This is a genomic window from Streptomyces sp. NPDC028419, assembly GCF_055565515.1.
Genome location: NZ_JBVHUE010000025.1, coordinates 20384 through 47313, shown reverse-complemented (window position 1 = coordinate 47313; position 26930 = coordinate 20384). Strand labels below are relative to the sequence as shown.

Here is a 26930-nt window from a genome sequence, read left to right as displayed (position 1 = left end):
ACTCCGCCGCTCATCGAGCCGTCTGGGCGGTGTGGGCGGGGAGTCTGCGCACATCACGGGCGGTCCCGGCGACCCCGGCGAGGAAGCCCCGGGCCCGCGGGGAGGCGTTCTGGGTGAGCCAGGCCGGATCGATCTCCCGGACCGCGACGGTGACCCCGGTGCCCGCGAGCGCGTACGGCAGGGTGTGGACCACCGTCGAGGGGAAACTGACGACGGTCCGGCCGACCGGCCCCCGGCGGGCGATCAGCTCCAGCGGCAGGTCCGGACGGACGATCTCCAGCCCGGTCGCCTCGCTCAGCGCCCGCAGCTTGTCCGGCGACTCCCTGCGGTGCGCGAAGTAGCGGGTGGCGCCGTGCTCGCGGGCGAGCGCCCGTACGGCCGCCAGATAGCGGTCCGGGTCCACCACGCCCGTCTCGACCAGCGAGGTGCCCACCAGGTCGGTGCCCTTGGTCAGCCGCGGCGGGCCGAAGCGCGAGCGGGTCCAGCCGAAGTCGTTGAGCCGCAGCCCCATGCCCGGCGGCGCGGTGACGGGCATCGAGGTGAACACCTCGACCCGGCGCCCCGCGCGCACCGCGGTGAACCGGCGGCGCGCGGTCCCGGAGACCGGCGCGTACGCCAGCTCGCGGATCCGGCCCGGCAGGCCGCCGCCGCCCGCCCGGTGCCAGCGCACCAGCCGTTCGCCGCGCGCGGTCCGGTCGATGAACTCCATGGTGGCGGTGCCGTCGTCGACGACGACCAGCTCGTCGGCGCGGACCAGGGTGAGCAGCAGCTGGACGTAGCGGGAGAAGGGGTCGCCGATGACGACGCGGCTGGCGGCCCGCACCTCGCGCACCAGCGCGACGAGCGCCTTGAAGGGGGCCAGCTTGCCGCCCCGGGCCTCCTGCCAGCGCACCTCGTGGCCCTCGTCGCGGGCCAGCCCGGCCATCCGGCGCAGCTGGCCGCGGGACATGGGGTCGGTGGGCGGCAGCACGACGATCCGCAGCGGCGCCGCGCCGCCCGCGCCGCCGCCCTGCTCCCGGTGGGCCTCGCGGTAGGCCGGCTGGCGCGGGACGGAGCCGAGCAGCGGGCCGCGGACCGCGTCGTCGGCGCCTCTCGCGTGGGCCCACTCCAGCGCGTTCAGGAGCTGGACCGGACTCTCGACGAGGGCGAGGGTGGCGGCGGTGGGGGTCATCGGGTGCTCCTTCGTCGGAGGCGCCGTGGGGGGTTGGGGGCGCCGGGGAGGGACTGGGTGTCAGACCCCGGCCAGGGCGCCCTGGACCCGCCGGAGCTTCTTCATCGGGGCGAGCTCGGAGGGGTAGACCCGCTTGATCCCGTCACCGAGCGCGGCCTCGATGGTGCGGATGTCGCGGACCAGCCGGTGCAGGCCGCCGGGTTCGACGGAGGCCGCCTGGTCCGAGCCCCACATCGCCCGGTCGAGGGTGATGTGCCGCTCGACGAAGGAGGCGCCGAGGGCGACGGCGGCCAGCGTGGTCTGGAGGCCCGTCTCGTGGCCGGAGTAGCCGATCGGGACGTTCGGGTACTCCTCCTGCAAGGTGTTGATCACCCGCAGGTTCAGCTCCTCGGCCTTGGCCGGATAGGTCGAAGTGGCGTGGCACAGAAGGATGTTGTCGCTGCCGAGCACTTCCACCGCGTGGCGTATCTGGCGCGGGGTGGACATGCCCGTGGAGAGCACGACCGTCTTGCCGGTGGCGCGTACGGCCCTCAGCAGCTCGTCGTCGGTGAGGGAGGCCGAGGCCACCTTGTGGGCGGGCACGCCGAAGCCCTCCAGGAAGGCGACGGCCTCCGTGTCCCACGGGGAGGCGAACCAGTCGATGCCGCGCTCGGCGCAGTGGGCGTCGACGGCGCGGTACTCGGCCTCGCCGAACTCCACCCGGTGGCGGTAGTCGATGTACCTCATCCGGCCCCAGGGGGTGTCGCGTTCGACGTCCCACTGCTCGCGCGGGGTGCAGATCTCGGGGGTCCGCTTCTGGAACTTGACGGCGTCGCAGCCCGCGTCGGCGGCGGCGTCGACGAGCGCGATGGCCGTGTCCAGGTCGCCGTTGTGGTTGATGCCGATCTCACCGACGACGTAGACGGGACGACCGGGACCGGCGGTGCGCGATCCGATCCGGCGCAGGCGGGGGTTCGAGGTGACGGTCATGTCAGGTGACGCCCTTCGGTGCGGGTGCGCGTACGGGTGCGCTTGCGGGTGCGGGGTGGTGGTGGCTCGTCCAGCAGGGGGGCCAGGGCGCGGGCGCGGGCCAGGTCGTGGGGGTCGTCGACCTCCAGGACCCGCGACGGGTCGGTGGGCACCGGGAGGACCCGGCCGAAGAAGCGGTGCCGGGCGGCCCGGAAGCCGACCGCGTCCATGGCGTACGCCGCGCCGGTCTCCAGCAGGTCCTGGGGCCGGTCCTGGCGGCGCGGTCGGACGGCCGGGTCGTGGTTGACCCCCGTGACCTCGCCCGCGGCGGCGACCTGCTCCGGGGCGCGCTGGTCCGGGGCGCGCCAGAGGAAGCCGTGGAAGGGCGCCACCGTGAGCGCCGAGTCCGCGGCCCCGCCCGCCACCGCGGCGGCGACGCCCTCCACGTCGGAGGCCGTGAGGAAGGGGCTCGTGCACTGGACCAGCAGGACCACGTCCACGGTGACCGAGTGCAGTTCTTCGAAGGACTCCAGGGCGTGCAGCACGGCGCTCTCGCTGCTCGCGGCGTCCCCGGCGAGCGCCGCCGGGCGGCGCAGGGCGTCGGCCCCCGCCGCCCGCGCCGCGTCGGCGACCGCGTCGGAGTCGGTGGAGACCACCACGTGGGTGACGGTGGGCGCGGCCAGCGCGGCGCGCACCGCCCGGCCGACCAGGGGCACGCCGGCCACCTCCGCGAGGTTCTTGCCGGGCACCCCCTTGGAGCCTCCCCGGGCCGGGATCACGGCCAGCACCCTCACAGCTCCCCCACCCTGCGGATCGCCGGGGCCACCCGCTGCACCCCGTGCCGGTACGCGCCCCGCGCCGCCTCCCGCAGCCGTCCTCGCAGCCAGCCGCGCAGCCGGGACTCTCCCGCGGCGGGCCGCGGCGAGCCGGCCAGCGGGGTGCCGTCGGGGGCCAGGTGGTGGCGGGCCAGCAGCCCGGGCAGGTACCCGGGGGCGGTGGTGAGCGTGTAGTACGGGTCCGGCGGCGCCAGCAGCGGCAGCGCGGCCAGCTCCGCGACCCGGGCGCGGGCCGCGTCGAAGGCCCCGGCGTCGGCCAGCACCCCCTGGTCGGCGAGCCATTCGGGGTCCGCGGTCGGCAGCAGCCCGGCGTCGAGCCGGTCCCAGGAGGTGAGGCAGCCGGAGCCGGTGAAGTGGTGGTTGCCCAGGGCCTCGCGGACGCCGAGATCGGTGAGGACGGCGGTGGGGATCCCCCGGTGCAGGGATTCCAGCGCGGCGGTCGAGGACACGGTCACCAGCAGGTCGGTGCGGTCCAGGACCTCCCCCATGTTCCCGTACACCAGGCGGCAGTTGGCGGGCAGCCCGGCGGGGAGCCGGTCCGCGAGCCGCTGGTAGGGGAGTTCCTCCAGGTGCGTGGTGTGCTCGCCGGGACGGCTGCGCAGCTTGATCAGCACCTCGCGGTCGGGGTGGGCCCGGGCGTGCCCGGCGGCCCGGGCGAGCAGGTACGTACGGTCGGCGCGGCTCTCGGGCACGGAGGGCTGGGCGGCGAAGACCACGGTCCGGGCCCGGCCGCCGCCGGCGCTCTCGTACGGCGCGCCGCCGAGGAAGGGCAGGGCGGTCTCGGTGACGGCGCCGGCGTCGGCGCCCACCCCCTCGTACACGGCGCGGAAGCGCTGCGCGTCGTGGCGGGAGTTGGCGAGGACCAGGTCGGCGCCGTGGCGCAGCAGCAGCCCGTCGGCGAGCTTCTCGTAGACGACGCCGACGTATCCGGTGACGAGCACGGGGCGCGTCGCCGGCTCGGGCCACAGGGCGCGCACGCCGTGCAGGACGGCCTGGACGGCGCCGCCGACGAGGGCGAGGACGACCACGTCGTAGCGTTCGCGGCGCAGTTCGTCGAGGAACTCGGCGCAGGTCACCTCGGTCAGTCGGTCGGCCCGGGCGCCCACTTCGCCGAGTTGGCGGGCGGTGGGCGTGGCCCGGCCGCGCAGGAGGTATCCGGTGAGGTGGTGACCGCCGGGCCCCGCGTCCCGCGAGGGGCCGGCCACGAGTCGGCGGGCGGTGAGCGCGCCCCATTTCCATCGCGTATCGGAATCGGCAAGAACGGCGACCCGCTGGCTTACTGGCACGACCGAGAAGCTATGCCGGAATTCCACCGACCGGCCCAACGAGCCCGCAACAACGGGTTAACAACCCGTCGGCGAAATGCGGAGCCCGATCCCCGGCGGGCGGGTTAACTCGGCTGCCGCGCGTCGTTCACATGGAATCCTCGTCCGGTCCATGGTGAATGCCGGGCGCCCCCATAATGTCGCCCGGGTGCTGAAGCTCTCTGTTGTCGTGCCGTTCTACAACGTGCGGACATACGCGCCGGATGCCCTGAAAAGTCTCGAACTCAACGCGCGGGACGACATCGAGTTCCTCCTGGTCGACGACTGCTCGACGGACGGGACGCACCTGCTGCTGGAGCGGGCTGCCCGCGACCTGCCGGGGGCCGTCCACCTGCGCCGCGACCACAACGGCGGGCTGGCCACGGCGCGCAACACCGGGCTGGACGCGGCGCGCGGCGAGTACCTCGCCTTCATGGACGGCGACGACTGGCTCGCGCCCGGCCACCTCGCTCGCACGCTGGCCGCCATCCAGGCCCTGAACTGCGACTTCGTCCGTACGGACCACGTCCAGGTGACCGGCAGGGAGCGGCTCGTACAGGGCGCGCCCTGCGGCCCGCACGGCGTGGCGGCCGATCCGCGGACGGCCATCCTGCCCGCCGGGCGGACCACCTCGGTGGACTACCCGTACGCCTGGGCGGGGATGTACCACCGGCGCCTCCTCGACCGGGGCCTGCTGCACTTCACGGACGGGCTGCGGACCGCGGAGGACCGGCCCTGGATCTGGCGGCTGCACCGCGGCGCGCGGTCGTTCGCGGCGGTCGGGCTGCCCGGGATCTTCTACCGGCGCGGGGTTTCCACCTCGCTCACGCAGATCGGTGACGAGCGCCAGCTCGATTTCATTCGCGCATTCGATCAAGTCCTGTCGGATACCGCCGAAGATCCACAGGCGGCGGACCTCCTCCCAAAAGCCGTTCGCACATATTGCGCAATTATCGCCCACCACGTGGGATCCATCGAAAGGTTCGAACCGGCCGTGGCCAGAAAACTCCGTACGATGAGCGCCGCCGCGCTCGGGCGAATGCCGCGGGAACTCCTGGACGGCGTGCTGAATTCGATGGACGCCGAACGGTCGTCCCTGCTGCGGCGGCTGCGCCGGCGGCACGCGGCGACGGGCGCGGGGGCGGGCGCGTGAGCACGGCTCCGGGAGGTCGCCTCACCCAGCTCTTCCTCGCGTCCACCGCCTACGGCACGGCCACCCTCGCCGCCGCCATCGACTCCGGCGCCTGCGACCCGCCCGCCCCCTCGACCGTCCGCCGGATCCTGCTGACCAGCGACAACGCCCCGATCCCCGAGGTCTCCCCCGGTCTCGCCGCGACGCCCGGCTTCGCCGCGCTGCGCGCCCGCTTCGACGGGGTCATCGACTGGAACGAGACGATCGCCCCCTTCCACCCGGGGGTCTGGACCCCGCGCCCCGAGGACGCACCGCTGTGGGAGCGGCAGTTGCGCGCGCTGTGGGGCCTGGGCGACGACCGGATCGAGCTGTACGTCGAGTCCGTCCAGGTCGCCCCGGCCCAGGCGCTGTGCCGGCTCTTCCCCGGCGCGGCCATCGAGGTCTACGCCGACGGCCTGATGAGCTACGGCCCGACCCGCTTCCGGCTCGATCCGCAGCTCGGCTCGCGGGTGCGGCGCGTCCTGCACCTGGACCTGGTGCCCGGGCTGGAGCCGCTGCTGCTGACCGAGTTCGGCGTACCGGCCCACGCGGTCCCGACGGACGCCTTCCTGAAGGTCCTCGCCGAACTCCCACCGCCGGAGGTCGACTTGGACGGGGAACCGCCGGCCCTGCTGCTCGGCCAGTACCTGTCCGCGCTCGACCTGCTCACGGCCGCGGAGGAGGAGGAACTCCACGCCGCGATGGTGCGGGGCGCCCACGCCCGGGGACACCGGCGGCTGCTGTTCAAACCGCACCCCGGCGCCCCGACGGGGTACGCGCGGCGCGCCGAGGAGGAGGCCGCGCGCCTGGGCGTCCCCTTGCGAGTGCTGCCCGCGACGGTGCTCGCCGAGACCCTGTTCGCGAGCATCCGCCCCGCCCTGGTCGTGGGTTGCTTCTCCACCGCCCTGCTCACGGCCGCGACGCTGTACGGACTCCCGGTGGCCCGGACCGGCACGGAGCGGGTCCTGTCCCGCCTCACCCCGTACCAGAACAGCAACCGCGTCCCCCTGGTCCTGGTGGACGCCCTGGTCCCGGACCTGCTGGACCCGGGACCCCCCGTCCCCGACCTCGCGGCCCTCCTCACGGCGGTCGGCTTCACCATGCAGCCGAAGGTCCTGGCGACCCGCCGCCCCGAAGCCGAGGCGTACCTGGCGGCCCACCTGACCCCGCGCACCCTCCCCTACGTCACCCGCCGCCGCCTGACCTCCCTGGCCCTCCCCGGCGGCGGCATCCCGACCCGCCTGACCCCCCTCACCACGAACCGCACCCTCCGCCGCCTACGCCAAGCCGCCCTGCGCCTGCGCAGGCGCCTCGTGCGCTAGAGCTGCGACCGGGCCGGCCGATCAAGGCCGTTGCGGGGAGGCGACCTATCCTGAGCCCCGAGGGAGGGGCGCCCATGGAGCGGGACGAACAGCTGGTGCGGGACCTGGTGGCCACCGTGCCGGGCTTCGAGGACCTGCTCGACATGCACGTCTTCAACGAACACGGTGTCCTGTCCCACCTGTTCTTCTGGGATCTCGTCCAGGAGACCGTCGCGTCGTTCCTCGGAGCCGATGAGGCGGACTGGCGCGGCACGCTGCGGTTCCTGGACGAGCAGCTCCGTCTCGATGCCCCCGAAATCACCAAGGTCACCGAGGTGATCGTCACCTCGTTCCTCCTCAACCTGCCGTGGCCGCACCAGCCCGGATACGGCATCGTCACCCACCTCGGCCCTGCCATGAAGGCCCGCTTCACCGCGGTCCGACCGTCCGGCTGAGGCCCCGCCCGACCGTACGCGCCGCTTTCCGCCTGCGCCGGCGCCCGTGCGCTAGTGCCGTCGAAGGCGCGCCCATTCCAGGACGGCGCCGACGTCGCTGAGCTCTACGAGGAGACGGGCCTCACGGTGAAGCCCGAGTCCCTCAAGGTCGCCCACGTCATCCACGGCGCATGGGGCGTCGAGGCCCCCAACGGCTTCCTCACGGTCGTCTTCGCCACCCACGAATGGACCGGCGAACCCGAGAACCGCGAACCCCGAAAGCACTCCCAGGTCCGCTGGATCGACGCGGCCTCGATCCCCGACGCCTTCGTCGACACCACGGCCGACGCCCTCCACCACTACTTGGGCGGCGGCACCGCAGTCTCCCTGAGCGGCTGGCCCGCGACCTGACCTGGAGCAGACTCAGGCCTCAGCTCGTGGCCAGTTTCGCCGCGAAGCCGAGGAAGAGGACGCCGGCCAGGGACGTGGCTCCGGCCGAGAGTCGGCGGCGGCGGGTGAAGGCCGCCGAGAGCTTCGTGCCGCCGAATATCAGGAGCGTGAGGTACAGGAAGCTGCCGACCTGGAGCAGTGACCCCAGCAGCAGGAACGACAGCCCGCGGTAGGGGTACGCGGGGTCCACGAACTGGACGAAGAAGGACATCAGGAACAGGATGGCCTTCGGGTTGAGCAGGCTGATCAGCAGCGCCCGGCGGTACGGGCGTTCCGGACCGGACGGCGCGGCGGCAGCGGCGGCGAGCACCTCCGGATCCGCCCCCCGCGCCCGCCACATCGCCCAGGCCCCCCTCAGCATCCCCACCGCCAGCCACGACAGGTAGCCGGCGCCCAGCACCTTCACCACGCCGAACACCACCGGGCTGGCCTGGAGCAGCGAGGCCGCTCCCACCGCCGCCAGGGTCATCAGCACGGCGTCCCCGGTCCACACGCCGGCGGCGGCCTTGTACCCGGTCCGTACGCCGCGCCGGGCGGCGACGGACAGCACGTACAACGAGTTCGGGCCGGGCAGCAGGATGATCAGGACGAGCCCGGCGAGGTAGGTCGGAAGGTCTGTGACGCCATACATGTCCGGAGTGTCTCAGAACCAGGTGGCCGAAACATAGTGCCCGTACACGCCCCGCCGCCCGCCGCGGGGAGGGGGCCCGGCCTGGTAGAACGTCTCCGCAGCGGCCTCCGGTCACAAAGGCGCAACATCCCGGGAGCGCCCGCAACTTTCCGCGCCCGCGAGGCATCGTCTAGTTACACGTCATAGAAACCGGGGGACCTGCCATGCACCGCCTGAACCGCCAGAGAGTCGTCATCCGCACGCTCGGAGTGGCCACCGCGGTGGCTCTCGCCGCCACCGCCACCGCCTGCGGGCCGGCGAAGTCGGAATCGAAGGGGCCGGCCTCCTCCAGCCCGGCCGCCTCGACGCCGGCCTCGCCGTCGGCCCAGGACAACAAGCCGGGCGACGCCTCGCCGTCCCCCTCCGCTTCCCCGTCCGCTTCGGCTTCCGCCTCCCCGGCCTCCCAGGTCAAGTACCTGATGTCCGAGGGCACGGAGGACGACACGGTGCGCGAGCTCCAGGCGCGGCTCAAGCAGCTCGGCATGTTCAGCGCGACGCCCACCGGTTTCTACGGCTCCAAGACGATCGCGGCGGTCAAGTCCTTCCAGACGAAGCACCAGCTGAACGCGTCCGGTTCGGTGGACGACGCCACCTGGAAGAAGGTCCAGAGCGTCAGCAAGAAGCCCACCACCGAGGAGATGTCGCCGACGACGAACCAGGTCGACGCGCCGGACCCGCGCTGCATGAAGGGCCGGGTGATGTGCATCAGCAAGGAGAGCCGCACCCTGGCCTGGATGATCGACGGCAAGGTCGTCTCCACGATGGACGTGCGCTTCGGCTCGGAGAACACCCCGACCCGCGAGGGCGAGTTCCAGGTGGGCTGGAAGGCCAAGGACTGGGTCTCGACGATCTACCACACGCCGATGCCGTACTCGATGTTCTTCAGCGAGGGCCAGGCCGTGCACTACTCGTCGGACTTCGCGGCCCGCGGCTACGCGGGTGCCTCGCACGGCTGCGTGAACGTGCGCGACAAGGCGAAGCTGTCGGCGCTCTACGACCAGGTGAAGGTCGGCGACAAGGTCGTCGTCTACTGGTGACCGGGGACGGTGGCCGCGGGGCGGTGACCGGGAGACGGAAGTAAGAGGCGCGGGCAGGGCCGGGGGAACGAACCCCGCCCGCGCCAGGTTGCGCAGAGCCCAGGGGTACGGGGGGAACCCCGGCTCATGCGCGGCCGATGACCAGTCGGCTCACTTGTTACTGCGCCAGTGCTTCGAAAAGTGTTACACCCAGCTCAGAGCGGGTGTGCGGGACGCGTTTCAGCGGCGCAGGCGCAGGCCCAGCGAGCCCGCCGCACCCGACGGGTCCCCGGTGCCGGGGCCCGGGCCGGGCACCGGCACGGGCAGCGGGTCCGTCGGGCCGGTCCCCTTCGGCGGGGTCCCCGGGGTGCTCTTCAGCAGCTCGTCGCAGTAGCTCTGGACCTTTTGCCGGCCCTTGGCCAGCAGGTTCAACCGGTTCTCGCGGTCACCGCTGAGTCGCCCGGAGTTGAAGTCGCGGCACAGGTCGGCCGCCCCGCGCAGGGCGTCCTTGCCCTCGCCGGCGCCACCGCCCTCGGTGATCCCGAAGTGCTCGCGGTTGTCCTTGCCCGCACCGCTGCCCGTGGTGGCGCCCGTGCCGTCCGTACCGCCCGCTCCGCCGTTGTTCCCGCCGCTCGCCGCGGCGCCGGTGGCGCCCGGGGTGGCGCGGCCCTCCGGGCCCGGGGTGTGCGGGCCGCCCGGGGTGCTGCCGGCGTCCGAGGGCCGCGACCACCGGGGTGCCTCGACGCTCGGTGCGGCGGTGCCTCCGACCGGCTCCGGGGTGGCCTCGGCGTTGACGTCGGCCGTGGGCAGGGGACCCGCGTTCAGGTGCAGGGCGCGGTCGAAGAGGCCGGTGCCCGCGCTGGCCGCGACGCCACCGATGGCCACGCTGGCGACGGCGGCCGCGAGGCCGAGGCGCCAGGCGCCGACCCGGCGCGGGGCACGGACCGTCGCGCCCGCGCCCACGCCCCCGACCGCGGTCGGCGTCGGTACGGGAACGATGGCGACCAGCGGTTCCGCACCAGCACCACCAGCAGCGGCGTCGCCCGCTCGGCCGGCCGCACGGTCCGGGTGCGCCGCGCGGAAGGCGGCCAGCGCGGCGGCCTCTCCGGGCAGTTCGGTCGTGGCGGCCGCGCGCGGAACGAGGGAGTCCAGGGCGTCGCGCAGCCGGGCGGCGTCCGCGCGGGTGCGGAAGTCGCCGCTCGGCTCCACCGGTTCACCGCGCAGCAGTCTGTCCGCCGCGGCTTTGTCCAGCCACCTGGTGCGATCGTCGGCCATCACATGTCCTTCTGCGTCCGCCAACGTGAATGCGTCACACCGGTTCGTTCCGCGAGTCCCCCGAACCGGCCCCGCTGGGCGGGTACGGCGTCCAGATCCCGGCCGCCACCGGTGTCCCCGGCGGCTCCGTCACCTGTGCGGCCCGGCCGATTATCCCCGAGGCCCGCGGTGCGCCCGCCGCCCGCCCCGCCGCCACCGTCGCCGACCGCCCCGGGGTCGTTCTCGCTCACGATCAGTTCGGCGAGCCGCTTGAGCCCGCGGTGCGCCGCCGTCCGTACGGCGCCGGGTCGCTTGCCCAGGGTCTCGGCCGCGCTCTTGGCGTCGAGGCCGACGACCACGCGCAGCACGACGGCCTCCGCCTGGTCCTGCGGGAGCTGGGCGATCAGGGCCATGGCGCGGCCGGTGGAGAGGGCTTCCATCGCCTCGCCCGCGGTGTCGCAGTCGGCGGCGCGGCCGGTCAGTTCGCTCTCGTCGCCGCCGATGGCGGGGCGTCGGCCGCGCATCCGCATGTGGTCGAGGGCGCGGTTGCGCGCGATGCGCGCGGCCCAGCCGCGGAAGCGGTCGGCGTCGCCGGTGAAGGAGTCGAGGTCGCGGGAGATCTGCAGCCAGGCCTCGGAGGTCACGTCCTCGGCGTCGCCGTCCCCGACGAGCGTGCGGACATAGCCCAGCAGGCGCGGGTGCACCGCGCGGTACACAGTCCGGAACGCGCTCTCGTCGCCGTCCTGTGCCGCGAGCACCGCGGCGGTCAGCTCCGCGTCGTCCCCCAGCAAAGTCCCCAACCCGTTCACTGTCCTGTACGTCTGGCGCAAATCAGCACGTTACGGCGTGTCGCGGCTCCCGTCCACGCGTTGTACAACCTGCAACCAACCGTGCGCGAAGCGAGGTGTGACACAAAACGCACTTGTGGCGCTGACAGGGGTACGGGCTTGTCGCACGAGCCCGTAACGGATGGCGGCCGGGGCCTCTCCTGTGGGGGGTGGCGGTCTCGGTCGCCTTCCCCTCCACAACTCTCCACAACCCCCCGCATCTCCTCCTTTCGGCTCTCTTCCGGGTGAAATCCGCGATTGGGTACGTCGCCCCGGCCCCTACGTCGATAGCGTGGCGTGACACCCCACCAGCATCCCGAGGAGCCCCACGCTGTCCAGCCACCTTCCGGCGCAGGTCCGCGGCAGCGCGCTGGCGCGGTTCAACGCGGCGTCGGCCGAGTCCGCCCGGGAGGCCCTGCTGCGCTGCTGCGGCAGCGACCGCTGGGCGCACCGGATGGCCGAGCACCGGCCGTATCCGGACCTGGACGCGCTGCTGGCCGCCGCGGACGAGGCGGCGTACGACCTGCGCCAGTCGGACCTGGCCCAGGCGCTCGCCCAGGAGTCCTCGGCGGAGCTGGCCCCCGACGCTCCGTACGCCGCCCACCTGGCGCTCGGCGCGGCGCACGCGGAGTACGAGCGCAAGTTCGGGCACGCCTTCGTCATCTGCCTCGACGGGCACCCGGCCGAGGAGCACGCGCACCAGGTGCTGGCCGCGATCCGGCGGCGGATGGCGCACGAGGTGGACGAGGAGCGGGCCACCTCGGCCGACGAGCTGCGCCGGGTCGCGTGTTCGCGACTCGCCCATCTCGTGGGATTCCTTCACATGTCGGGCGGGGCCGATGCCGGAACCACCGATGACGCGTCTGAATTGGGGCGTTTCGCTCCTGTGGGATAGTCCGTCCGTGCCTGTTTGATCACACCGATGGCCCCCGCGCAAGGGAACCGACAAAGCGTCGCTACGATGTCCGGGGCCGGAGGACCGTACCCGGCCGGGCCCGACCGACAAAGAAGCCGGCTGGCCCCCGCCCCGCTTCCGGAGGGTTTTCCGTGCCGGCTGGAACGTTGTACCGCGGCCGGGAAGGAATGTGGTCCTGGGTGGCTCATCGAGTCACCGGCGTCCTCATCTTCTTCTTCCTGTTCGTACACGTCCTCGACACCGCTCTCGTCCGCGTCTCCCCCGAGGCGTACGACGATGTCGTGGCTACCTACAAGACGCCGATCGTCGCGCTGATGGAGTACGGCCTCGTCGCCGCAATCCTCTTCCACGCGCTCAACGGTCTCCGTGTCATCGCCGTGGACTTCTGGTCCAAGGGCCCCCGCTACCAGAAGCAGATGCTCTGGTCGGTCGTGGGCGTTTGGGTCGTGCTGATGGCCGGGGCCGTGTACCCCGTCCTGCACCACGCCTACCTCGAACTGTTCGGGAAGTGACACGCATGTCTTCTGACACTTCTTCCGCCCAGGCCATCAGCGACGTGGAGGGCGTGAGCCTCTACGACGTCGACAACCCGGCGCCGTACATCGAGGCCCCGCGCAAGCGCACCAGCAAGACGCCCCGTGCGACCCGCGGCAACTTCGAGATGGTCGCGTGGCTCTTCATGCGCCTCTCGGGCATCGTCCTGGTCGTCCTGGTCATCGGCCACCTGCTCATCCAGCTCGTGCTGGACGGCGGCGTGTCCAAGATCGGCTTCGCCTTCGTGGCGGGCCGCTGGGCCTCGCCGTTCTGGCAGGCCTGGGACCTGCTCATGCTGTGGCTGGCGATGCTGCACGGCGCCAACGGTCTGCGTACCGTCATCAACGACTACGCGGAGCGCGCCAACACGCGGCTGTGGCTGAAGGGCCTGCTCTACACCGCCACGGTGTTCACCATCCTTCTGGGCACGCTGGTGATCTTCACCTTCGACCCGAACATCCGCGGCACGGGCTGAGGCGATTCCTGATGAAGATCCACAAGTACGACACCGTCATCGTCGGCGCCGGTGGCGCGGGCATGCGCGCGGCCATCGAGTCGACGAAGCGCAGCCGCACCGCCGTGCTCACGAAGCTGTACCCGACCCGCTCCCACACGGGCGCCGCGCAGGGCGGCATGGCCGCCGCGCTCGCCAACGTGGAGGACGACAACTGGGAGTGGCACACCTTCGACACGGTCAAGGGCGGTGACTACCTGGTCGACCAGGACGCCGCCGAGATCCTGGCGAAGGAGGCCATCGACGCCGTCCTCGACCTGGAGAAGATGGGTCTGCCGTTCAACCGCACCCCGGACGGCACCATCGACCAGCGCCGCTTCGGCGGCCACTCGCGCAACCACGGTGAGGCCCCGGTCCGCCGGTCCTGCTACGCCGCGGACCGCACCGGCCACATGATCCTCCAGACGCTGTACCAGAACTGCGTCAAGGAGGGCGTGGAGTTCTTCAACGAGTTCTACGTCCTGGACCAGCTCCTCGTGGAGGAGGACGGGGTCAAGAAGTCGGCCGGCGTCGTCGCCTACGAGCTGGCGACCGGCGAGATCCACGTCTTCCAGGCGAAGTCCGTCATCTACGCCTCCGGCGGCACGGGCAAGTTCTTCAAGGTGACCTCCAACGCGCACACCCTCACCGGTGACGGCCAGGCGGCCTGCTACCGGCGCGGTCTGCCGCTGGAGGACATGGAGTTCTTCCAGTTCCACCCGACGGGCATCTGGCGCATGGGCATCCTGCTGACGGAGGGCGCCCGCGGTGAGGGCGGCATCCTCCGCAACAAGGACGGCGAGCGCTTCATGGAGAAGTACGCGCCGGTCATGAAGGACCTCGCGTCCCGTGACGTCGTCTCGCGCTCCATCTACACCGAGATCCGCGAGGGCCGCGGCTGCGGTCCGGCCGGTGACCACGTGTACCTGGACCTGACGCACCTCCCGCCGGAGCAGCTGGACGCCAAGCTGCCCGACATCACGGAGTTCGCGCGCACCTACCTCGGCATCGAGCCCTACACGGACCCGATCCCGATCCAGCCCACCGCGCACTACGCCATGGGCGGCATCCCGACCAACGTCGAGGGTGAGGTCCTCTCGGACAACACCACCGTCGTCCCGGGCCTGTACGCGGCCGGCGAGGTCGCCTGCGTCTCCGTGCACGGCGCCAACCGCCTGGGCACCAACTCGCTGCTGGACATCAACGTCTTCGGCAAGCGCTCGGGCATCGCGGCGGCCAAGTACGCGGCCGAGAACGACTACGTCGAGCTGCCGGAGAACCCGGCGGACCTCGTGGTCGAGCAGGTCGAGCGGCTGCGCAACTCCACGGGCAAGGAGCGGGTCGCCGACCTGCGCCTGGAGCTCCAGGAGACGATGGACGCCTGCGTGATGGTGTTCCGCACCGAGCAGACGATCAAGACCGCGGTCGAGAAGATCGCGGAGCTGCGCGAGCGGTACCAGCACGTGTCCGTCCAGGACAAGGGCAAGCGGTTCAACACGGACCTGCTGGAGGCCATCGAGCTGGGCAACCTGCTCGACCTGGCCGAGGTCATGGCCGTCTCGGCCCTGGCGCGCAAGGAGTCCCGCGGCGGTCACTACCGCGAGGACTACCCGAACCGCGACGACGTCAACTTCATGCGCCACACCATGGCGTACCGCGAGGTCGGCGACGACGGCAAGGACTCCGTCCGGCTGGACTACAAGCCCGTCGTCGTCACCCGCTACCAGCCGATGGAGCGTAAGTACTGATGGCCACCCCGACCATGTCCAAGACGGACGAGATGGAAGCGGCGGCCGCGGCCTCGCCCTTCATCACGGTCACCTTCCGGATCCGCCGGTTCAACCCGGAGATCTCGGAGGAGTCGACCTGGCAGGACTTCCAGGTCGAGATCGACCCGAAGGAGCGCGTGCTCGACGGTCTCCACAAGATCAAGTGGGACCTCGACGGCACGCTGACCTTCCGCCGGTCCTGCGCGCACGGCATCTGCGGCTCCGACGCGATGCGGATCAACGGCAAGAACAGGCTCGCCTGCAAGACGCTGATCAAGGACATCAACCCGGAGAAGCCCATCACGGTCGAGGCCATCAAGGGCCTCACGGTGATGAAGGACCTCATCGTCGACATGGAGCCCTTCTTCCAGGCGTACCGGGACGTCATGCCGTTCCTGGTCACCAAGGGCAACGAGCCGACGCGCGAGCGCCTGCAGTCCGCCGAGGACCGCGAGCGCTTCGACGACACCACCAAGTGCATCCTGTGCGCCGCGTGCACGTCCTCGTGCCCGGTGTTCTGGAACGACGGCCAGTACTTCGGCCCGGCGGCGATCGTCAACGCGCACCGCTTCATCTTCGACTCGCGCGACGAGGCCGGTGAGCAGCGCCTGGAGATCCTGAACGACAAGGACGGCGTGTGGCGTTGCCGCACGACCTTCAACTGCACCGACGCGTGCCCCCGCGGCATCGAGGTCACGAAGGCCATCCAGGAAGTCAAGCGCGCCCTGATCACGCGCCGCTTCTGACCCCCGGGTCCGTCGTCGTACCAAGGCCCCGCCCCCGGTGTTCGCACCGGGGGCGGGGCCTTCGCCGTACCGGTCCCCCGTGAGGGTGGAGATCCCCCGGATGAACCTTTCATCGGACCGGGCCGGCGCGCGAACGGCGGTACGGTCCCTGGCGTCGCTTGTACCGAAGCACTGTCCGCACCCACACTGAGAGAAGGAGGTGCTTCCCATGTCCGCTCTTGCTCATGAGTCCCCGTGCGACCCGGGGCTCGATGAGGTCCTCTGGCAGGCCTGGAAGGCGATGGACCTTCCGGAGGGCTACCGGGCCGAGATCATCGAAGGGTCCATCGAGGTGTCTCCCACCGGCCGTCGCCGCCATGCCGTGCTCATCCACCGTCTGCGCAGGGCCCTGGAGGCCCAGATCTCCGACAGCGACGTAGACGTCTACCAGGACGCCAACGTCATCCACGGCAGGAAGGTCTGCATCCCCGACCTGTTTCTGGGGCCCGGTGACCTGGACGAGATCCCCGACGAAGAGGGACTGGGCGTGGACGCCACCCGAGTACCGCTCGTCGCGGAAGTCGTCTCGCCCGGCAAGGACGCCCACCGGCGGGACCACATCCGCAAGCAGCGTTGGTACGCCCAGGCCGGCGTCCCCGTCTACCTCGTCATCGACGACTTCGACGACGACGGCACGGTGACCGTCTTCAGTTCCCCCGACCCGGCCAAGGGTACGTACGGGTCCAAGACCCGCGTCGGCTACGGCACCCCCGTCACGATCCCCGACGGACCCGCCAAGGGCATGACGATCACCGGGGAGCTCACCGGGGCCTGAGGGGCGGCGCGCATTCCCGTGGGGCCGTCGGGGGAAGCTGTGGAAAGATCGGCCGTATGAGTGAGCAGCAGCCGAACCCGTACGCAGGCGATCCCGGGCAGGGCGGATCGGGCGCGCCCAAGTGGGAGCCCGGCAACCCGGGCTACGGATACCCCCAGCCCTATCCCGACGCCCCGCCCTACCAGCAGCCCACGCTCGGCGGTCAGGGCGTCCCGTACGCGGCGCCCGGCATGGCGTCCTTCGCCCTCGGGGACATCACCGTCGCCGGGGACCAGATCATCACCCCGAGCGGGACCATGCCGCTCAAGGGCGCGATGTGGAACGCCACGGACTTCTCGCGCACCGAGGAGAAGATCCCCACCTCGTCCATCGTGCTCGCGGTCGTCTTCGCCGTCTTCTGCCTGCTCGGGCTGCTCTTCCTCCTGATGAAGGAGAAGGTCACCAGCGGCTACATCCAGGTGACGGTGACCAGCGGTGGTCGCCACCACGCCACGATGATCCCGGCCGCCGACCTGAACACCTTCCCCTGGGTGATGAACCAGCTCAACTACGCCCGCTCGCTCAGCATCTGAGGGCCCGCTACTTCCTCATCAGCAGCGTCGCCGCCGTGACCACCGCGCCGCCTCCGTAGAAGAGCCAGCCGATCGCGGTGAACACCTCGTGGAAGAAGGAGACCGGGCCCCGGATGCGGTGACCCCGTTTCGCGCCGCCGTACCAGAGGCAGCCGATCCCGAGCGCCACCATGACCAGCGGCGGCCAGGCGCCTGCCCGCACGATCGTCACGCACCGCCAGGCGATCAGGTAAGAGGCGGCGAAGCAAAGGAACTTGACCGCACCGCGCGACGGCTTCGGCATGCGGCGCAGGGCGCTCAGGGCGCCCCGTAGACGGTCCAGCGGGCTCGTGGGCGGGTACGGGAGCCGCCGGTCCGCGAACAGGGCCGTGGCGGGCAGCTCGGGCAGCGCGCGGGGCGCGGCGTCCCGCGCGGGCGCCGGCGCCCGCACCCCGAGGACGGAGGTCCGTAAGACCTGCGTCGGCGGCTGGGCGCGGACCGCCGCCAGCACCGCGGCCCGCATGGTCGCCGCGTCCGGGAAGCGGTCCTGCGGCCGCTTCGCCAGCGCCGCGTCCAAGAGCCCCTGGACGGGCGCCGGCACCTCGATGCCGACCTCGGCCAGGGTCGGCGGCGGGGTGTGGACGTGGAGGTAGCCGACGGCGTATCCCGACTCCGCCTCGAACGGGAGCCGGCCGGACAGCATCTGGAAGAGGACGACGCCCAGCGAGTAGAGGTCGGAGCGCCCGTCCACGCCCCGCCTGCCCTCCACCTGCTCCGGGGACATGTAGGACGGGGTGCCGATGGCGGTGCCGGTCCGGGTCAGGCCCGCGTCCGCGCTCTCCGCCGTCGAGGCGATGCCGAAGTCGGCGACCTTGGCCGTGCCGTCGCCGGTCAGCAGGACGTTGGCCGGCTTGATGTCCCGGTGCACCAGCGCCTGCGCGTGGGCGGCGGCCAGGGCCGCGAGCACCTGGGCGGCGAGGTCCAGGGCCTCGGCCGCCGGCAGCGGGCCGCGCTCGCGCAGGTGATCGCCGAGGCTGCGGCCGGCGACCAGCTCCATGACGATGAAGGGGACCGGTTCGCCCCCGCCGGGCCCGACCTCCTCCCCGGTGTCGTGGACGGCCACGACGTTGGGGTGACTGAGCGCGGCCATCGCCTGCGCCTCGCGCCGGAAGCGGGCCGCCCAGCCCGGGTCGTGCGGCAGGTCCCCGCGCATCGCCTTCAGTGCCACGGTGCGCGCGAGCCGCTCGTCGCGGGCCCGGTACACCTGGGCCATCCCGCCGCCGCCGATCAACCCCTGTATGCGGTAACGCCCCTGAGCCAGAGTCGCACCCGTCGCCAACAGCTCCCCCATGGGCGGATCGTACGTCAGGCGCCCCGGACCCCGTAGGGCATCGGTCGACCCGGAGCCGGTCGAAGTTTCCTCGCGCCATTCGCTTGAACGTGTTCAAAAACAGGTCTACAGTCATGCACGTCAAGCAGTTGAACACGTTCAAGGAGCCGGGGCAATGGATCTCACCGTCCTCACCTATGTCATCTACCTGCTGGTCAGCGTCGGCCTCACCGTCTGGGTGGCCCGTACCCTCACCCGCAACGGCCGCATCTTCATCGCCGACGTCCTCCAGGGCAACGAAAAGCTCGCCGACGCGGTCAACCACCTGCTGGTCGTGGGGTTCTACCTCGTGAACCTCGGCTTCGTGGCCCTCTACCTCCAGGCCGACTACGCCATCACCGAGGCCCGCGGGATCTTCGAGGCCCTCTCGGTCAAGCTCGGCGTCGTCCTGCTCGTCCTCGGCATCATGCACCTCGGCAACGTGTGGGTGCTGAACAAGATCCGCCGCCGGGGCATCATGGAGCGCCAGCAGACCCCGCCGGTCGCGCCGCAGGGCTGGACCGCCCCGGCCGGAGCCTGACCGATGCTCACCGCCGGGGTGCCGAGTGCGCCCGTACAGAAGCTCGTCGTCCTCTACGACGCCCAGTGCCCGCTCTGCGTGCACATCAGGAACTGGCTGCTGAGCCAGCGTTGCCTGGTCCCCCTGGCACTGATCCCCGCCGGGTCGCAGGGGGCCCGCTACCGCTTCCCCCGGCTCGACCACGCGGCGACGCTGCGCGAGATCACGGTGATCGGGGACCGCGGCCAGGTGTGGACCGGCACGGACGCCTTCATCGTGACCCTGTGGGCCCTCGTCGAACACCGCCCGAAGGCCAACTGGCTGGCCACGGCCACCGGCCGGCCCTTCGCCCGGGCCACGATGCTCGCGGCGGCCGCCTGGCGCGGAGCCGTCCGCTCCGCGCAGGATCCTGCCACCGAGGTGGTCTGTGACGACCAATGCGCCACACCCCGATAGGGTCGGACACCGTGACTGATCAGAAGGCTCCCAAGAGCGAACACACCCGCACGTTGATCCTCGAAACCGCCCTGAAGCTGTTCCAGGAACGCGGTTACGACAAGACGACCATGCGGGGCATCGCCAAGGAGGCCGGAGTCTCGGTGGGCAACGCCTACTACTACTTCGAGTCCAAGGAACACCTGGTCCAGGGGTTCTACGACCGGATCGGCAGCTCCCACCAGGCTGCCGTCCGGCCGATCCTGGAGAACGAGAGCGACCTGCAGAAGCGGCTCGCCGGAGTCTTCCTGTGCTGGCTGGACATCGCGGAGCCCTTCCACGAGTTCGCCGCGCAGTTCTTCAAGAACGCGGCGGACCCCGAGAGTCCGCTCAGCCCGTTCTCGGCCGAGTCCGAGCCCGCGCGGCGCCAGGCGATCGAGATGCACAAGGAAGTCCTGGCCGGGGCGAAGACCAAGGTGCCCGAGGAACTGGCCGACGTACTGCCGGAGCTGATGTGGCTCTCGCAGATGGGGCTGGTCCTCTACTGGGTCTTCGACCGCTCGGAGAACAGCGAGAAGACCCGACGGCTGGCGGAGCGCGGCGCGCAGCTGACCACGCGCGGGATCGTCCTGGCCCGCTTCCGGGTGCTGCGGCCGCTGGTGCGCGAACTGCACGAGCTCTTCGCGGACTTCCTGCCCGGCATGGCCCAGGCCGCCGCCTCCACGAAGAAGGCGTCCCGCTTCTCGAAGACGGGCAAGGCACAAACGCCGGAGGCGTCGGACGACTGAGTCGTCCGACGCCTCCGCAGGCCGCTCGACATCACAGCCAGTTCAGCTCCCACAGGCGCCACACGCCCGTGCCGTCGGAGAGGTACTGCGCCCCGGTGACGGCCTCGCGGGAGAGGACGTAGTCCTTCTTCTGCCAGATCGGCAGCATCGGGATCTGCTGGGAGACGACCCGCTGGAGCTCGCGGAAGTCGTTCGCCGCCTCGCCGCGGTTCGAGAAGGACTGGGTACGGGTGATCAGGTCGCCCACCGTCTTGTCGGCGAAGCCGTTGTTCATGCTGGAGTCGGCGCCGACGAGCGGGGCGGTGAAGTTGTCCGCGTCCGGGAAGTCGGGGATCCAACCGATCGTGTAGGCGTCGAACTTGCCCGCCGCGTAGTCCCGCTGGAAGTCCTCCCACACCGGCACTGCCTCGACCTGCACCTGGAAGAGGCCCGAGGACTCCAACTGCTTCTTGATCTCGGCCGCCTCGGCGACGTTCACACCGCGCACGTTGATCCCGAGCTTGAAGCTGACCGGGGTCGCGATGTCGGCGTCCTTGAGGAGCTTCTTCGCGGTCGCGGCGCTCGGCGCCGGGTAGGTGTCGAAGAAGGGCGTGCTGTGACCCGCGATGCCGGCCGGGACGGTGGAGTACAGCGGGGTGACCGTCCCCTTGTACGTGTCACCCGCGATCTTCGACCGGTCGAGCAGGGCGGCGATCGCCTGGCGGACCGGCTGCTTCGCCGTCGCCGAGCCCGGGCGGACGTTGAAGACCATGCTGCGGGTCTCGGTGCCGCCGGACTCCTGGTAGCGGGTGTCCTTCAGGCTCGGGTTCAGACCCGCCAGGACCTCCGGGGGCATGTCGCGGTGGGCGACCTGGATCCCCTTGTCCTTCCAGGCCGCGTTCAGCGAGTCGGAGTCCTTGAAGTACTTGACCGTGACCGCCGACTTGGCCGTCTTGACCGCGCCCTTGTAGGCCGGGTTCGGCTTCAGCTCGGCGCTCGCGCCGTCCTTGTAGGCGCCCAGGACGTACGGCCCGGAGCCGTCGACCTTGTCGTCCTCGCGCAGCCCCTTCGCCGGGTACTTGTCCTTGTCGACGATCGCGGCGGCACCCGTCGCGATCTTGAAGGGGAAGGTGGCGTCACGGGCGGAGAGGTTGAAGGTGATCGTCCGCCCCTCGGCCTTGACCGACTCCAGCGTGTTGAACAGGGGCGCCGGGCCCTGCTTGGAGTTGATCGCCTTGATCCGGTCGATGGAGAACTTGACGTCCTCGGCCGTGATCGCGCGCCCGTTGGAGAACTTCACGTCGGTGCGCAGCTCGCACTGGTACGTGGTGAGCTTCGCCCCGATGAACTTGCACGACGTGGCCGCGTCCGGGACCGGTACGTCCGATCCGGGCTTGATGGTCAGCAGCGACTGGTAGACGTTGCTGTACAGGGCCCAGGAACCGGCGTCGTACGCCCCGGCCGGGTCCAGCGAGGAGACCGAGTCGGTCGTACCCACCGTGATCGCGCCATGCCCGGCGGCGTCATCGGGCAGCAGCACCCAGGCCCCGGCCCCCACTGTGCCCAGGACCAGCCCGGCCGCGATGATCTTAGAGCGGACAGACCGCAGCATCCCAGTACTCCTCATAGCCCACCCCGCGCCGAGCCGCATGTCCGCTGCTGGCGCATATTTATCCGATTACCGGTCACCCAATCACGGAAAATTCGGAGGTGGAAGGGCGTTTCGATGCCGGGTCCGAGGAATTATGTCTGGTATGAGGCGAGTTGAACGACGGTGATGTCAGAGGGTGCCCCCACCCTTACGGGGGGTCCCCACGCACCGGCTCCCCGGGACACGTAAAGCTGCGTGTCCCCGTATCGTTCCAGACCCGCGACGGTCGGGTTGGCGAGTTCCGCGAGGTAGTTTCCCGGCCACAGCTGACCGCCGTGGGTGTGCCCCGAGAGTTGCAGGTCCACCCCGTGGCGGACCGCGTCGTGGATCACGATCGGCTGGTGGGCGAGGAGCACGGCCGTGCGGTGGTCGCGGTCGCGGCCGCCGAGGGCGCGGTCGAAGTCCGGGCCGTGGCCCTCGCTCTCGCCGGCGACGTCGTTGACGCCCGCGAGGTCGAAGTACGGCAGCTCCTGGCGGGCGTTCTCCAGCGGCTGCAGCCCTAGCTCGCGGACGTGGTCCACCCACTGCTGGGCGCCGGAGAAGTACTCGTGGTTGCCGGTCACGAAGAAGCTGCCGTGCCGGGCGCGCAGCCGGGCCAGCGGCTCGGCGGCCGACCCGAGGTCGTGGACCGAGCCGTCCACGAGGTCGCCGACGATCGCGATCAGGTCGGGCTGGGTGGCGTTGACGGCCTCGACGATGCGGGTGGTGTGGGCGCGGCCGAGGATCGGGCCGAGGTGTACGTCGCTCACGACGGCGATGCGGAAGCCGTGGGCGGAGCGGGGGAGTTTGGCGAGGGGGACGGTCACCCGCTTGACCTTGGGGCCGCGCAGCACGCCGTACGTGCCGTAGCCGACGGTGCCCGTAGCGGCCGCCACCACCGCCCCGGCCATAACCCGCGCGACGAACACCCGCCGGGTACTCCCGGGCCCGGGCCCGGGCCCGGCGTGCGGGGAGCCCTGCGGCGCCGCCGGGGCCTCCTGTGCCTCCGGCGGCGCCTCAAACGCCGGCGAGGCTGAATCCCCGCACCCGGAACCACCATCCCCAGCCACACCGCCACCCTCAGCCCAGCCGCCCCCCTCAGCCCCGCCGGCGTTTGAGGCGCCGCCGGAGGCACAGGGGACCCCCGCGGGGGTGCCACCCTCAGCCCCGCCGGCGATTGAGGCGCCGCCGGGGGCACGGAGGGAACCGGCGGGGGTGCCGCCTTCGGCCTCGGCGGCGATTGGGGCGCCGGGGGGCCCGGATGCCTCGCCGGAGGCGGGGCGGCGGCGGAGGAGGAGTAGCCGCAGCGGCTCCGCCACGACCAGGGCCAGCACCAGGTACAGCAGCAGCGCCAGCCACATGAACCCCGGCCACGCCACCCCCCGCTGGACCCAGAACGGCGCCCCCGCCCGCCCAGAGACCAGCGCCGCCACCGACAACACCGGCAGCCCGACCACACCCCCCGTCAGCACCCGCCGCGCCCACCCACCGGGAGCCGTCGTGTCCCGCACCAGCCGGACCCACACCCACCGGTGCACCAGCACCAACAGCGCCAGCACCGCCAGCGCCACCAGCGCGAAGACCAGGACGGTCACTTCACACCACGTGATCCACGCCGCAGCGCCCGCACCCCACGCAACCCGATGATCCCCACACCCGTCCCCAGGAGAAAGGACACGACGGCGAGCGTCAGGTGCACCCAGAAGTACGCGGTGGGGTCACCGGCGTCGTCGAAGGCGAGCCCACTGCCGTCCTTCCACAGGTTCGATACGAAGGTCGTCCAGATGAACCAGCTCCACACCCCGAAGGCGAGCAGGAACCAGGATGCGGCGCGGCTGAGTCTCATGGGGCCAGTATCGGTTCCGTCCCCAGGACGGACGCGTCGGGGTGGGCTGTCCCGGCGGTGGTTGCGGCGGGTTGGCCGGACCGGACCGGCTGACGCGGCGAGGGGATGTACGTTCTCGTGCGTGTCTGCCAAAAAGACCGCGCTGACGGTCCTCTCCACCGCGCTGCTGCTGCCCGCCCTGGTCGCGGCCCCCGCGTACGCCGTCACTCCCCCGCCCACGCCCACCCCCACGCCGTCCTCGGACGACAAGGGCGGCAAGCCCCCCGTGAAGGCACCCGCCCCGCCCCCCAAGATGTCGGGGATCGGCGGCAGCCTGCTGGGCCAGCCGGGACCGCAGGTCAATCTGATGCCGGGCGCGCCCGCGCTGCCGACGAACCTGACGGGGCGTTCCTGGATCGTGGCGGACGCGGAGACCGGCGAGGTGCTGGCGGCGCAGAACGCGCACTGGCGGCTGCCCCCGGCCTCCACGCTGAAGATGCTCTTCGCGGACACCGTGCTGCCCACGCTCCCCAAGGACCAGGTGCACAAGGTCAGTCAGCAGGAGCTGTCCGGGATGGGCACGGGCAGCAGCCTGGTCGGGGTCAAGGAGGACCAGGAATACACCGTGCACGACCTGTGGCTCGGGGTGTTCCTGCGCTCCGGCAACGACGCCGTGCACGTGCTGTCGGCGATGAACGGCGGCGTGGAGAAGACCGTCAAGGACATGCAGGCGCACGCCGAGGAGCTGCAGGCGCTCGACACGCACGTGATCTCGCCCGACGGCTACGACGCCCCGGACCAGGTGTCCAGCGCCTACGACCTGACCCTCATCGCCCGCTCCGGGCTGCAGAAGAAGGACTTCCGGGAGTACGCGGCCACCGCCAGCGCGAAGTTCCCGGGCGAGCAGCGGCCCGGCCAGCCGCGCGACTCCTTCGAGATCCAGAACACCAACCGGCTGATGACGGGCGCGGGGGGCATCAGCCCGTACAAGGGCATCGCGGGGGTGAAGAACGGCAACACCACCATGGCCGGGTCCACCTTCACCGGGGTCGCGCAGCGCGGTGACAAGAAGCTCGTGGTGACCGTGATGAATCCGAGCGCGGGCGGCGTCAACTCGGTCTACGAGGAGACCGCGGCGCTCTTCGACTGGGGTTTCGCGGCGGCCGGGAAGGTGAAGCCGGTCGGCGAGCTGGTGCCGCCGAAGAGCGCGGACACCTCCTCGCACGGCTCCCCCGCCCAGTCGCACGAGAACAACCCGGCGACCGCGGCGAGCGAGGAGGGCGGCGGCGGGCTCGGCACGGCGCTCGGCATCGCGGGCGCCGTGGTGGCGGTGCTGGCCGGCGGGGCGTTCCTGGTCAACCGGCGCTGGCCGCGGGGCCGCCAGGCGCGCGGCGGGGACCCGAGCTGACGTCCTTCGCTCCGTCGGCGTCGGCGTCGGCGTCGACCTCGGCCCCGTCCTCGGGGTCCTCCGCGCCGTCGCCGTCGGCGTCGTCGCGGGTCGCCGTCCAGGCGGCGCAGAAGAGCAGCAGCTTCGCGGTGAAGTTGATCCAGAGCAGCAGGGCGATGGGGACGCCGAAGGCCCCGTACATGCTCTTGGCCGCGACCTCCCGCATGTAGCCGCTGAGCAGCAGTTTCAGCAGTTCGAATCCCGCCGCGCCGATCAGGGCCGCCTGGAGCAGCCGCCGGCGCGGCGGCTGGACCCCCGGCAGCAGGGTCAGGACGTACAGCAGGAGCAGGAAGGCGGCCAGCACCCCGACCGCGAAGGCGCCCGCGCGCAGGACCGCGCCGCCGCCGCCGTGGTCGGGGATGCCCAGCCACTGCCCGAAGCGGCCGACCGCGCTGGAGCCGAGGATCGAGGCGACGGCCGAGCAGAGGGCGGCGCCGCCGAGGCCGACCAGGACGAGGCCGTCCTTGCCCTTGCGGACGAAGGGGTTCCCGTCGTCCTCGTCGTCCTTCTCCCAGACCGCGCGCAGGCAGCCGCGCATGGAGCCCACCCACCCGATGCCGGTGAAGAGCAGGAGTCCGGCGGCGACGAGGGTGACCGTGCCGGCGTTGCTGACCAGGCCGTCGATGTCGAGCTGGTCGGAGATCCCGGGAACCTGCTTGGTCAGGTTGGCCTCCAGCCGGTCGAGCTGGTCGGCGCTGAGCAGCGTCGCTCCGACGGCGGCGGCCACCGTGATCAGCGGGAAGAGCGCGAGGAAGCTGATGAAGGTGATGGCGGCGGCGAGCCGACTCCAGCGCACCCGGTCCAGGCGCTCGTACGAACGCCACGCGTGGGTCCGCATGAGACGACTCACCAGGGGCCCGATCACAGGGAGTTTCGTCAGCCAGTCCATGGGGTCACCGTAATTCAGCCGCCCGAAATAGCCGGGATTATGGCTTTCGGGCGCTACGGTCGTCGATTGTGACTTTCCGCACGGCGGCTGTGGACCGCCCGTTCCACGCCCTGCTCCTGCGCACGCTCCGGTTCCGCACGATGGTGGCCCTGCGGCCGCTACGTCCGGTCGGCCGGAGCCGGAGTCAGGAGCGGGGTCGGGCGCGGTGCGCGGTCGGCTCGTCGACCGGTGACCCGGCCTGCGCCGGAACGCCCGTCGGACCGGTCCCGAACGGGTACTCGCGCAGCTTGCGCCAGACCCCGTCGGAGCCCTGCTCGTAGAGCGCGAAGCCCGTGCAGGTCCACTCCGCGTCGTAGTCGGCGAGGGACTCGAAGGCCAGGTCCATCGCCTCCTCGGAGATCCCGTGGGCGACCGTGACGTGCGGGTGATACGGGAAGGCCAGCTCCCGGTCGACCGGGCCCGCGGGGTCGCGGACCTGGCCCTGGAGCCGGGTGCAGCCCGTGGCGCCCTCGACGACCTTGACGAAGACGACGGGCGAGAGCGGCCGGAAGGTACCGGTGCCGGAGAGCCGCATCGCGAAGGGGCGGAAGGCCGCCGCGACCTCGGTCAGGTGGGCCCGGATCGCGGGCAGCCGGTCGGCGTCCACCTCGGTCGGCGGTACGAGGGTGACGTGCGTGGGGATGCCGTGCGCGGCAACGTCCCCGAAGCCGGCGCGCCGCTGCTGGAGCTGGCTGCCGTACGGCTCCGGGACCGCGATCGAAACGCCGAGCGTTACGGTCCCCACGTATGTCTCCTCGGTGATCTGATCCGTGATCCGCATGCGGTCGTCGTCATGCGTCTGTG

The 26930-nt window shown here is 71.6% G+C and carries 27 protein-coding genes and 2 pseudogenes; 16 read left to right on the top strand and 13 right to left on the bottom strand.

Annotated features, from left to right (window positions below; translation table 11 throughout):
* Positions 1-10: 10 nt before the first annotated feature.
* The 4 genes and pseudogenes from ACZ4UB_RS26810 to ACZ4UB_RS26795 all read right to left on the bottom strand — a co-directional run bounded on the left by ACZ4UB_RS26810 (position 11) and on the right by ACZ4UB_RS26795 (position 4241).
* The gene (locus ACZ4UB_RS26810) at positions 11-1171 is read right to left on the bottom strand and encodes a hypothetical protein (RefSeq protein ID WP_468073882.1); all 1161 of its coding nucleotides are present in this window, start codon (positions 1169-1171) and stop codon (positions 11-13) included.
* 60 nt (positions 1172-1231) lie between these two features.
* Positions 1232-2140, bottom strand: coding sequence for an N-acetylneuraminate synthase family protein (locus ACZ4UB_RS26805; protein WP_354379852.1), 909 nt, complete (start codon positions 2138-2140; stop codon positions 1232-1234).
* 56 nt (positions 2141-2196) lie between these two features.
* Positions 2197-2913 (bottom strand): annotated as a pseudogene (locus ACZ4UB_RS26800) (acylneuraminate cytidylyltransferase family protein); the annotation flags it as partial.
* Complete coding sequence (locus ACZ4UB_RS26795; RefSeq protein ID WP_468073879.1) at positions 2910-4241, bottom strand: DUF6716 putative glycosyltransferase; 1332 nt, start codon at positions 4239-4241, stop codon at positions 2910-2912. The gene ACZ4UB_RS26795 and the pseudogene ACZ4UB_RS26800, both read right to left, overlap by 4 nt.
* A gap of 187 nt (positions 4242-4428) precedes the next feature.
* On the opposite strand from ACZ4UB_RS26795, the gene ACZ4UB_RS26790 reads away from it, so the two are divergent.
* From ACZ4UB_RS26790 to ACZ4UB_RS26775, 4 genes and pseudogenes are all read left to right on the top strand, one after another.
* Positions 4429-5412 (top strand): glycosyltransferase family 2 protein, encoded by a 984-nt coding sequence (locus ACZ4UB_RS26790; RefSeq protein WP_468073877.1) that lies wholly within the window; start codon positions 4429-4431, stop codon positions 5410-5412.
* The gene (locus ACZ4UB_RS26785; protein ID WP_468073875.1) at positions 5409-6752 is read left to right on the top strand and encodes a polysialyltransferase family glycosyltransferase; all 1344 of its coding nucleotides are present in this window, start codon (positions 5409-5411) and stop codon (positions 6750-6752) included. The genes ACZ4UB_RS26790 and ACZ4UB_RS26785 overlap by 4 nt, the downstream gene beginning before the upstream one ends.
* Positions 6753-6826: 74 nt before the next feature.
* Positions 6827-7186, top strand: coding sequence for a hypothetical protein (locus tag ACZ4UB_RS26780; RefSeq protein WP_468073873.1), 360 nt, complete (start codon positions 6827-6829; stop codon positions 7184-7186).
* Positions 7187-7279: 93 nt separating this feature from the next.
* A pseudogene (locus ACZ4UB_RS26775) lies at positions 7280-7576 on the top strand (NUDIX domain-containing protein); the annotation flags it as partial.
* Between the two features lie 19 nt (positions 7577-7595).
* Here ACZ4UB_RS26775 and leuE read toward each other — a convergent pair.
* Complete coding sequence (leuE, locus tag ACZ4UB_RS26770; RefSeq protein WP_468073871.1) at positions 7596-8246, bottom strand: leucine efflux protein LeuE; 651 nt, start codon at positions 8244-8246, stop codon at positions 7596-7598.
* A gap of 203 nt (positions 8247-8449) precedes the next feature.
* Between leuE and ACZ4UB_RS26765 the strand changes: the two genes are divergently transcribed.
* Positions 8450-9322, top strand: a complete 873-nt coding sequence (locus tag ACZ4UB_RS26765) for a L,D-transpeptidase family protein (protein ID WP_468073869.1) — start codon at positions 8450-8452, stop codon at positions 9320-9322.
* A gap of 219 nt (positions 9323-9541) precedes the next feature.
* Here the strand turns inward: ACZ4UB_RS26765 and ACZ4UB_RS26760 are convergent, their stop codons facing one another.
* Positions 9542-10576 (bottom strand): hypothetical protein, encoded by a 1035-nt coding sequence (locus ACZ4UB_RS26760; RefSeq protein ID WP_468073867.1) that lies wholly within the window; start codon positions 10574-10576, stop codon positions 9542-9544.
* On the bottom strand, positions 10576-11346 hold the full coding sequence (locus ACZ4UB_RS26755; protein WP_468074020.1) for an RNA polymerase sigma factor: 771 nt from the start codon (positions 11344-11346) through the stop codon (positions 10576-10578). Before ACZ4UB_RS26755 ends, ACZ4UB_RS26760 begins: the two co-directional genes overlap by 1 nt.
* A gap of 367 nt (positions 11347-11713) precedes the next feature.
* Here ACZ4UB_RS26755 and ACZ4UB_RS26750 point away from each other — a divergent pair, with 367 nt between their 5' ends.
* The 7 genes from ACZ4UB_RS26750 to ACZ4UB_RS26720 all read left to right on the top strand — a co-directional run bounded on the left by ACZ4UB_RS26750 (position 11714) and on the right by ACZ4UB_RS26720 (position 17226).
* Entirely contained in the window at positions 11714-12277 is a 564-nt protein-coding gene (locus ACZ4UB_RS26750; protein ID WP_468074018.1) for a 2-oxo-4-hydroxy-4-carboxy-5-ureidoimidazoline decarboxylase, read from the top strand.
* A 152-nt stretch (positions 12278-12429) separates the two neighbouring features.
* Entirely contained in the window at positions 12430-12810 is a 381-nt protein-coding gene (gene sdhC / locus ACZ4UB_RS26745) for a succinate dehydrogenase, cytochrome b556 subunit (RefSeq protein ID WP_330332151.1), read from the top strand.
* A 5-nt stretch (positions 12811-12815) separates the two neighbouring features.
* The gene (locus ACZ4UB_RS26740; protein ID WP_354379860.1) at positions 12816-13307 is read left to right on the top strand and encodes a succinate dehydrogenase hydrophobic membrane anchor subunit; all 492 of its coding nucleotides are present in this window, start codon (positions 12816-12818) and stop codon (positions 13305-13307) included.
* A gap of 11 nt (positions 13308-13318) precedes the next feature.
* The gene (gene sdhA, locus ACZ4UB_RS26735; RefSeq protein ID WP_468073865.1) at positions 13319-15073 is read left to right on the top strand and encodes a succinate dehydrogenase flavoprotein subunit; all 1755 of its coding nucleotides are present in this window, start codon (positions 13319-13321) and stop codon (positions 15071-15073) included.
* Positions 15073-15840 (top strand): succinate dehydrogenase iron-sulfur subunit, encoded by a 768-nt coding sequence (locus ACZ4UB_RS26730; RefSeq protein WP_351046800.1) that lies wholly within the window; start codon positions 15073-15075, stop codon positions 15838-15840. The genes sdhA and ACZ4UB_RS26730 overlap by 1 nt, the downstream gene beginning before the upstream one ends.
* Before the next feature lie 208 nt (positions 15841-16048).
* Positions 16049-16654, top strand: coding sequence for a Uma2 family endonuclease (locus ACZ4UB_RS26725; protein WP_468073863.1), 606 nt, complete (start codon positions 16049-16051; stop codon positions 16652-16654).
* 56 nt (positions 16655-16710) lie between these two features.
* A complete protein-coding gene (locus ACZ4UB_RS26720) occupies positions 16711-17226 on the top strand; it encodes a hypothetical protein (RefSeq protein ID WP_468073861.1) in 516 nt (171 codons plus the stop codon).
* A 7-nt stretch (positions 17227-17233) separates the two neighbouring features.
* Here ACZ4UB_RS26720 and ACZ4UB_RS26715 read toward each other — a convergent pair whose 3' ends face one another.
* On the bottom strand, positions 17234-18556 hold the full coding sequence (locus ACZ4UB_RS26715; protein WP_468073859.1) for a serine/threonine-protein kinase: 1323 nt from the start codon (positions 18554-18556) through the stop codon (positions 17234-17236).
* A gap of 154 nt (positions 18557-18710) precedes the next feature.
* Here ACZ4UB_RS26715 and ACZ4UB_RS26710 point away from each other — a divergent pair, with 154 nt between their 5' ends.
* From ACZ4UB_RS26710 to ACZ4UB_RS26700, 3 genes are read left to right on the top strand one after another with little or no spacing between them, the layout of a single operon-like run.
* Positions 18711-19115, top strand: coding sequence for a hypothetical protein (locus tag ACZ4UB_RS26710; protein ID WP_354379864.1), 405 nt, complete (start codon positions 18711-18713; stop codon positions 19113-19115).
* Between the two features lie 3 nt (positions 19116-19118).
* Positions 19119-19550 (top strand): thiol-disulfide oxidoreductase DCC family protein, encoded by a 432-nt coding sequence (locus tag ACZ4UB_RS26705; RefSeq protein WP_468073857.1) that lies wholly within the window; start codon positions 19119-19121, stop codon positions 19548-19550.
* On the top strand, positions 19532-20317 hold the full coding sequence (locus tag ACZ4UB_RS26700) for a TetR/AcrR family transcriptional regulator (protein ID WP_468073855.1): 786 nt from the start codon (positions 19532-19534) through the stop codon (positions 20315-20317). Before ACZ4UB_RS26705 ends, ACZ4UB_RS26700 begins: the two co-directional genes overlap by 19 nt.
* Positions 20318-20348: 31 nt before the next feature.
* On the opposite strand, the gene ACZ4UB_RS26695 is transcribed toward ACZ4UB_RS26700, so the two are convergent.
* The 3 genes from ACZ4UB_RS26695 to ACZ4UB_RS26685 form a co-directional block, all read right to left on the bottom strand.
* Positions 20349-21905, bottom strand: coding sequence for an ABC transporter substrate-binding protein (locus ACZ4UB_RS26695; protein WP_468074016.1), 1557 nt, complete (start codon positions 21903-21905; stop codon positions 20349-20351).
* Positions 21906-22039: 134 nt separating this feature from the next.
* Positions 22040-23512, bottom strand: coding sequence for a metallophosphoesterase (locus tag ACZ4UB_RS26690; RefSeq protein WP_468074014.1), 1473 nt, complete (start codon positions 23510-23512; stop codon positions 22040-22042).
* Between the two features lie 5 nt (positions 23513-23517).
* Positions 23518-23772, bottom strand: coding sequence for an SCO4848 family membrane protein (locus ACZ4UB_RS26685; RefSeq protein WP_468073853.1), 255 nt, complete (start codon positions 23770-23772; stop codon positions 23518-23520).
* A 121-nt stretch (positions 23773-23893) separates the two neighbouring features.
* On the opposite strand from ACZ4UB_RS26685, the gene ACZ4UB_RS26680 reads away from it, so the two are divergent.
* Complete coding sequence (locus tag ACZ4UB_RS26680; protein ID WP_468073851.1) at positions 23894-25159, top strand: D-alanyl-D-alanine carboxypeptidase family protein; 1266 nt, start codon at positions 23894-23896, stop codon at positions 25157-25159.
* Here ACZ4UB_RS26680 and ACZ4UB_RS26675 read toward each other — a convergent pair.
* Positions 25107-26087: a YihY/virulence factor BrkB family protein gene (locus ACZ4UB_RS26675; protein ID WP_468073849.1), complete on the bottom strand. Its 981-nt coding sequence runs from the start codon at positions 26085-26087 to the stop codon at positions 25107-25109. The two genes, ACZ4UB_RS26680 and ACZ4UB_RS26675, sit on opposite strands and share 53 nt — an antisense overlap.
* A 184-nt stretch (positions 26088-26271) precedes the next feature.
* Positions 26272-26871: a 2'-5' RNA ligase family protein gene (locus tag ACZ4UB_RS26670; protein WP_468073847.1), complete on the bottom strand. Its 600-nt coding sequence runs from the start codon at positions 26869-26871 to the stop codon at positions 26272-26274.
* Positions 26872-26930 lie beyond the last annotated feature (59 nt).

Excerpts from the sequence above, each read along its gene's own strand:
- ACZ4UB_RS26805 (WP_354379852.1), bottom strand. The coding sequence starts at position 2,140 with ATGACCGTCACCTCGAACCCCCGCCTGCGCCGGATCGGATCGCGCACC.
- ACZ4UB_RS26685 (WP_468073853.1), bottom strand. The coding sequence starts at position 23,772 with ATGAGACTCAGCCGCGCCGCATCCTGGTTCCTGCTCGCCTTCGGGGTG.
- leuE (WP_468073871.1), bottom strand. The coding sequence starts at position 8,246 with ATGTATGGCGTCACAGACCTTCCGACCTACCTCGCCGGGCTCGTCCTG.
- ACZ4UB_RS26765 (WP_468073869.1), top strand. The coding sequence starts at position 8,450 with ATGCACCGCCTGAACCGCCAGAGAGTCGTCATCCGCACGCTCGGAGTG.
- ACZ4UB_RS26740 (WP_354379860.1), top strand. The coding sequence starts at position 12,816 with ATGTCTTCTGACACTTCTTCCGCCCAGGCCATCAGCGACGTGGAGGGC.
- ACZ4UB_RS26720 (WP_468073861.1), top strand. The coding sequence starts at position 16,711 with ATGAGTGAGCAGCAGCCGAACCCGTACGCAGGCGATCCCGGGCAGGGC.
- ACZ4UB_RS26715 (WP_468073859.1), bottom strand. The coding sequence starts at position 18,556 with ATGGGGGAGCTGTTGGCGACGGGTGCGACTCTGGCTCAGGGGCGTTAC.
- ACZ4UB_RS26810 (WP_468073882.1), bottom strand. The coding sequence starts at position 1,171 with ATGACCCCCACCGCCGCCACCCTCGCCCTCGTCGAGAGTCCGGTCCAG.
- ACZ4UB_RS26705 (WP_468073857.1), top strand. The coding sequence starts at position 19,119 with ATGCTCACCGCCGGGGTGCCGAGTGCGCCCGTACAGAAGCTCGTCGTC.
- ACZ4UB_RS26730 (WP_351046800.1), top strand. The coding sequence starts at position 15,073 with ATGGCCACCCCGACCATGTCCAAGACGGACGAGATGGAAGCGGCGGCC.
- ACZ4UB_RS26760 (WP_468073867.1), bottom strand. The coding sequence starts at position 10,576 with ATGGCCGACGATCGCACCAGGTGGCTGGACAAAGCCGCGGCGGACAGA.
- ACZ4UB_RS26725 (WP_468073863.1), top strand. The coding sequence starts at position 16,049 with ATGTCCGCTCTTGCTCATGAGTCCCCGTGCGACCCGGGGCTCGATGAG.
- ACZ4UB_RS26700 (WP_468073855.1), top strand. The coding sequence starts at position 19,532 with ATGCGCCACACCCCGATAGGGTCGGACACCGTGACTGATCAGAAGGCT.
- sdhA (WP_468073865.1), top strand. The coding sequence starts at position 13,319 with ATGAAGATCCACAAGTACGACACCGTCATCGTCGGCGCCGGTGGCGCG.
- ACZ4UB_RS26675 (WP_468073849.1), bottom strand. The coding sequence starts at position 26,087 with ATGGACTGGCTGACGAAACTCCCTGTGATCGGGCCCCTGGTGAGTCGT.
- ACZ4UB_RS26710 (WP_354379864.1), top strand. The coding sequence starts at position 18,711 with ATGGATCTCACCGTCCTCACCTATGTCATCTACCTGCTGGTCAGCGTC.
- ACZ4UB_RS26780 (WP_468073873.1), top strand. The coding sequence starts at position 6,827 with ATGGAGCGGGACGAACAGCTGGTGCGGGACCTGGTGGCCACCGTGCCG.